The sequence below is a fragment of the Piscicoccus intestinalis NBRC 104926 genome (assembly GCF_001515525.1).
Classification (GTDB): domain Bacteria; phylum Actinomycetota; class Actinomycetes; order Actinomycetales; family Dermatophilaceae; genus Kineosphaera; species Kineosphaera intestinalis.
In genome coordinates, this window is the sequence record NZ_BCNQ01000221.1 from 1 (window position 1) to 5142 (window position 5142).

4 protein-coding genes are annotated in these 5142 nt (G+C 71.9%); 1 reads left to right on the top strand and 3 read right to left on the bottom strand.

Annotated elements, in window-relative coordinates:
• The 3 genes from PINTE_RS20275 to PINTE_RS20285 form a co-directional block, all read right to left on the bottom strand.
• A partial coding sequence (locus PINTE_RS20275) for a glycoside hydrolase family 13 protein (RefSeq protein WP_084343863.1) occupies positions 1–1720 on the bottom strand: 1720 nt, incomplete at its 3' end.
• A complete protein-coding gene (locus tag PINTE_RS20280) occupies positions 1713–2756 on the bottom strand; it encodes a LacI family DNA-binding transcriptional regulator (RefSeq protein ID WP_068434244.1) in 1044 nt (347 codons plus the stop codon). The genes PINTE_RS20280 and PINTE_RS20275, both read right to left, overlap by 8 nt.
• 140 nt (positions 2757–2896) lie before the next feature.
• Positions 2897–3751 (bottom strand): HAD family hydrolase, encoded by an 855-nt coding sequence (locus PINTE_RS20285; RefSeq protein WP_245643079.1) that lies wholly within the window; start codon positions 3749–3751, stop codon positions 2897–2899.
• Positions 3752–4309: 558 nt separating this feature from the next.
• On the opposite strand from PINTE_RS20285, the gene PINTE_RS20290 reads away from it, so the two are divergent.
• Complete coding sequence (locus tag PINTE_RS20290) at positions 4310–4858, top strand: YagU family protein (RefSeq protein ID WP_068434246.1); 549 nt, start codon at positions 4310–4312, stop codon at positions 4856–4858.
• Positions 4859–5142: the final 284 nt, after the last annotated feature.

Consider the following 5142-nt stretch of genomic DNA (forward strand, 5'->3'; position numbering starts at 1 on the left):
TCGTCAGCACGAGGCTCGCGTGCGCCCACGCCGCCGCACCTCCCGCCGGCCCGCCCGCCGCGTCGAGGTCGACCGCCAGCGGCTCGCCCGAGCAGTTGACGAGCACGAGCAGCTCGTCCCCGCGGTGCCGGCGCGTGAACGCCCACAACCGTGGGTGATCGGCCCACAGCAGGTCGAACGCCCCGAGGGCCACCGTCTCGTCGCGGTGCCGCAGGTCGATGAGCCGCCGGTAGTGCGCGAGCACGGAGTCGGGGTCGCCGGCCTGCGCGGCCACGTTGATCGACTCGTGGTTCGGGTTGACCGCGAGCCACGGCGAACCGGTCGTGAACCCCGCCTCCGGCGAGGCGTCCCACTGCATCGGGGTGCGCGCGTTGTCACGGCCCACCCGCCGGATCGCGGCCATGACCCGCTCGGGATCGGTGCCCAGCGCCACCGCCTGTTCGTAGTTCTGCCGCGCCTCGATGTCGTGCACCTCCTCGATCGCGGCGAACGGGTAGTTCGTCATGCCGATCTCCTCGCCCTGGTACACGTACGGCGTGCCGCGGTGCAGGTGCAGGATCGTCGCCAGCGCCTTCGCCGACGCCTCCCGATGCTCCGGCGAATCGTCGCCGAAGCGGGAGACCGCGCGCGGCTGGTCGTGGTTGTCCCAATACAACGAGTTCCACCCGACCGCGTCGAGCGCGCGCTGCCAGCGGGCGAGGTTCGTCTTCAGCTCGACGAAGTCGACCGGCCCGGCGTCGTACTTGCCGCCCGGCCCGTGCCCGAGGCTGACGTGCTCGAACTGGAACACCATGTCGACCTCGCGCCGCGCCGGGTCGGTGAACAGCCGTGCCTGCGCCGGCGTCACCCCCGGCATCTCCCCGACCGTCAGCAGCGGCGCGTCGCGACCCGCGAACACCCGCTCGTGCATCTCGTGCAGAAACTCGTGGATCCGCGGCCCGCAGATCACGTGGTCGAACCCGTTGCCCCACGGCGTGCCCGGGAGCGGCTCGCCGTCGACCAGCCCCGGCTCCCCGCGCTCCCCCGGCTGCCCCGGCTCCCCGCGCACGACGTTCTTGGAGATGAGGTTGATGACGTCCATCCGAAAGCCGTCGACGCCGCGGTCGAGCCAGCGGTTCATCATCGCGTAGACCGCCTCGCGCACCGCCGGGTTCTCCCAGTTGAGGTCGGGCTGGCGGCGGCTGAACAGGTGCAGGTAGTACTCGCCGCTCGCCTCGTCGAAGGCCCACGCGGAGCCGGCGAAGAACGACATCCAGTTCGTCGGCTCCGCCCCGGGCTCACCACCGACATGCCCCGGCCGCGGCGGCCGCCACCAGTACCAGTCGCGCTTCTCGCCGCCGGCCCGGCTGTCGCGAAACCACGCGTGCTCGTCGGAGGTGTGGTTGACGACGAGGTCCATGACGAGCTTGACGCCGCGCGCGTGGCAGCCGTCGATGATCGCCTCGAGCTGGGCGTCGGTGCCGAACACCGGGTCGACGTGCTCGTAGTCGCTGATGTCGTAGCCGTTGTCGTCCATCGGCGAGCGGTACACCGGCGACAGCCACAGCACGTCGACGCCGAGGTCGGCGAGGTGGTCGAGGCGGGTCAGGATGCCGCCGAGGTCACCGACTCCGTCGCCGTCGGAGTCGGCGAAGCTGCGCGGGTAGATCTGGTACACGACCGCGCGGGTCCACCAGGGGGCGTCCTGCGCGAGCGGTTCCGGGCTCGGGTCGTCAGTCACCCGACCCACTGTAGGGCGCGCAGCTGTCGCGCACGACGAGGCGCGGCTCGATGACGACCTCGCCGGGCTCGCAGCGGCCCCGCGCGCGGTCCACGGCCCGGGTCAGCGCGGTCGACGTCATCAGCTCGAGCTCCTGGGAGACCGACGTCAGCGGCACGGTGGCCCCCGCCGCCTCGGCGGTGTCGTCGAAGCCGGTGATCGACACCGCCTCCGGCGCGCGCACGCCGTGAAAGCCCAGCCAGTTCATGAGCCCGATCGCGGCCAGGTCGTTGAAGACCGCGACCGCGGTGGGGCGCGGTTCGCGCTGCAGGAGCACCCGGCCCGCGACCGCGCCGTCGTGCGCGGTGGCACCGCCGCCGATGACGTCGGCGAACTCCTCCAGCCCGTGGGCGCGCATCCGCTGCAGGTAGCCGCGGCGACGTTCCGCGGCACCGGGGGCGTCGCCGCCGTCGACATGGGCGATGCGGGTGTGACCGAGGGAGACGAGGTGATCGACGGCGAGCGCGCACCCGCGCCGGTCGTCGACGCGCACCCGGTCGACCGACGGAGCCCGAAGCGCACGCGCCACGACGACCACCGGCACCTCCTGCGCGAGCCGGGCGATCCGCCCGGTAGGGATGAACGGGCCGATCATGATGAGCGCCTCGCAGCGCTCCCGCAGCAACCCCTCCGCGGCGCGCGCGTCGTCGCGGCCGGGATAGACCGCGGCGAGCGCCAGGTCGATGTCGGGCATCGTCTCAGCCGCTTGATACAAGCCCTCGACGAGCCCGGCGTGAAACTGCTGGCGCACGTTGAAGACGACCCCGATGAGCCCCGACTGCGCGCGCCGCAGCCACCGAGCCCGGGAGTCGGGCCGGTAGCCGATCCGTTCCGCCGCCGCGCGCACCCGCACCCGGGTGGCGTCGGAGGCGCCCGGTGCGTCGCGAAACACGATGGACGCCAACGACACCGAGCAGCCCGCCTCGCGGGCGACGTCGACCAGCGTGACCGCCGCACGGCGCCGCGAACCTCCCGAACCGGGCGCAGTGGGGGACATACCCGCGATGGTACGTGGGGCCCAGGCGAGTGGTCGGACCCCGAGCCGCGCGGCCCCGGCCTGACTCCGCGGGGACCGATCGGGTGCTGCCGGTGCTGCCGCTTCGGCGGCCGGGCTCAGCGCGGAACTGCCGGCCGGACTCAGCGCGCGGCCGGTAGCCCTCGCAGCACGGCGGCGAGGCCGTCCTCGCGGACGTCCGCGGTCACCAGGTCGGCGACCGCCTTGACCTCGGTGGGGGCGTTGCCCATGGCGACCCCGCAGGCCGCCCACGCGAGCATCTCCAGGTCGTTGCGCTGGTCACCGACGGCGACCGTGCGGTGGCCGGGCACGTCGAGCCGGACCCGCACGTCCTCGAGCGCGCTGGCCTTGGAGATCCCGGCCGGGGCGACGTCGAGCCACGCGGTGTAGCCGACGGCGTAGTTGACGCCGTGCAGCCCGATCCGCTCCACGGTGTGCGCGAACTCGGCGACGTGGGCGTCGGGGCTGAAGAACGTGAGCCGGGTGGTCGGCTCGCCGATCAGCTCCTCCCAGCTGGAGACGCGCAGGTGACCGGACAGGTCGCCGTCGGGGAACGGCGCGCTGACGTCGAAGCCGACGCCGACGCGCTCGACGGCGAAGACCGCGCCGGGCCAGGCGTTGCGCAGCAGCTCGAGGGCGGGCCGCGGGTCGAACGTCACCTGGTCGACGATGCGGTAGCCGCCCGGCTCGGCGGCGTCGAGGCGCAGCGTGACCGCGCCGTTGGAGCACACGGCGTAACCGGTGCGCAGGCCGAGGGCGTCGATGACCGGCCACGCCTCGAGCAGCGAGCGGCCGGTGGCGACGACGACGTCGTGCCCGGCGGCCACGGCGCGGCGCACCGCCGAGTAGACGTCGTCGCTGAGGGTGCCGTCGTGGTGCAAGGTCGTGCCGTCGATGTCGATGGCGACGAGGTGCCGTCCGCGCGGCGTGCCCAGATCGAGGGCGGCGGGGGCGGCAGGTGTGGAATCGAGCGTCACGCTCACAGCAGTCCTTTCGGTGATTCGCTCGGGCATGCCGCCGTGCTGCCGTCGCAAGATGACGGCGCCGGCTGCGGCGGCGAATACGGGGCCCTCCCGGGCGCCGCAGCGAATCTGATGGGTCGTTGAAGTTCCAATGGACAACACTGTCGGGACCGGAGTTGTTCCCCGCGCAACGCGTCGGTGACGAGTCGGAATCGGTCTGCCCAACCACGGGTGCCGCGACCCCCGGATCGCCCCGTCCCACCTGGTGATCGGTGACCTAGGTCCCGCCATGGCAGGGATGCCTGCTAGCCCAGCTCTCTGACCTGTGTCGATTCAGGTAGGGGCCGATCGGAGAGCCGGAGTGCACGACACATTCGGGCGCACTCAGACACGCCCGGGCGTCTCATCAGGCTTTACGATGAGCAGGCATACCGAGCTAAGGGCGCCTTATCCCAGGGCTGTTGCGGGTAATACGCGCGCTTTCTTCGACGCTCGATGGCGGGAAAGTCCCCGGCCGGTCCAATGCCGCGGCGGTCACCAATTCGCTTCATCCCTCACAAAGGAGTCACAGGAATGGTTGCTCTCACCGATCCAGTGCGTCGCCGCGTCGGCGTCGCCGCCCTCGTGGGCCTCATCGGCGGCATCTTCTCCGCGATCGTCAAGTTCGGCTGGGAAATTCCGTTCCCGCCCCGCACGCCCGAGCGCGACGCCACGAACCCGCCGCAGGCGCTGCTCGAGATGCTCGGCATGTCGCCGGACACCTCGCACATGACGTATTCGTACCTGGGCAACGAGCGCCCGATCATGAGCTTCGTCGTGCACTTCGGCTTCGCGATCTTCTTCGGCCTCCTCTACTGCGTCGTCGCCGAGTACTGGCCGCAGATCAAGCTGTGGCAGGGCGCGGCCTTCGGCATCGTCGTCTACGTCGCCTTCCACGTGTTCCTCATGCCGGCGATGGGCATCGTGCCCGCCCCGTGGAACCAGCCGTTCGGTGAGCACTTCTCCGAGTTCTTCGGGCACATCGTGTGGCTGTGGAGCATCGAGATCGTGCGCCGCGACCTGCGCAACCGCATCACCAAGGAGCCCGACTCCGAAGTCCCCCTCGCCGCCGCGACGAGGTAGCGCCCGCCGGGCGTAAGTCGGGCCGCCGGGCCGCCTCAGAAGCCCCGCTTCAGCGGCGTGCCACCCCCAGAGCCCGTCCACCCCAGAACCCCGCCGCAGCGCGCCCCCTAAACCGCACGTGAGCCTGTGCCGTCAGACTGGACCGCCTGGCTGCCGCTGAGCCGCCTCCGCAGAGGTGGTTCGGTGGCAGCCGGGCGGTCTCGTTTCGGCTGCCGAGACCACCGTCCCGAGGGGCGGCACCTCGGCTGCGCGCGGCGGCTGGGCGGGCCGGCTCCTGGGCGCCG

What these genes read in the sequence shown, in the direction of transcription:
- PINTE_RS20290 (WP_068434246.1), top strand. Translation starts at nt 4,310, where the DNA reads ATGGTTGCTCTCACCGATCCAGTGCGTCGCCGCGTCGGCGTCGCCGCC.
- PINTE_RS20280 (WP_068434244.1), bottom strand. Translation starts at nt 2,756, where the DNA reads ATGTCCCCCACTGCGCCCGGTTCGGGAGGTTCGCGGCGCCGTGCGGCG.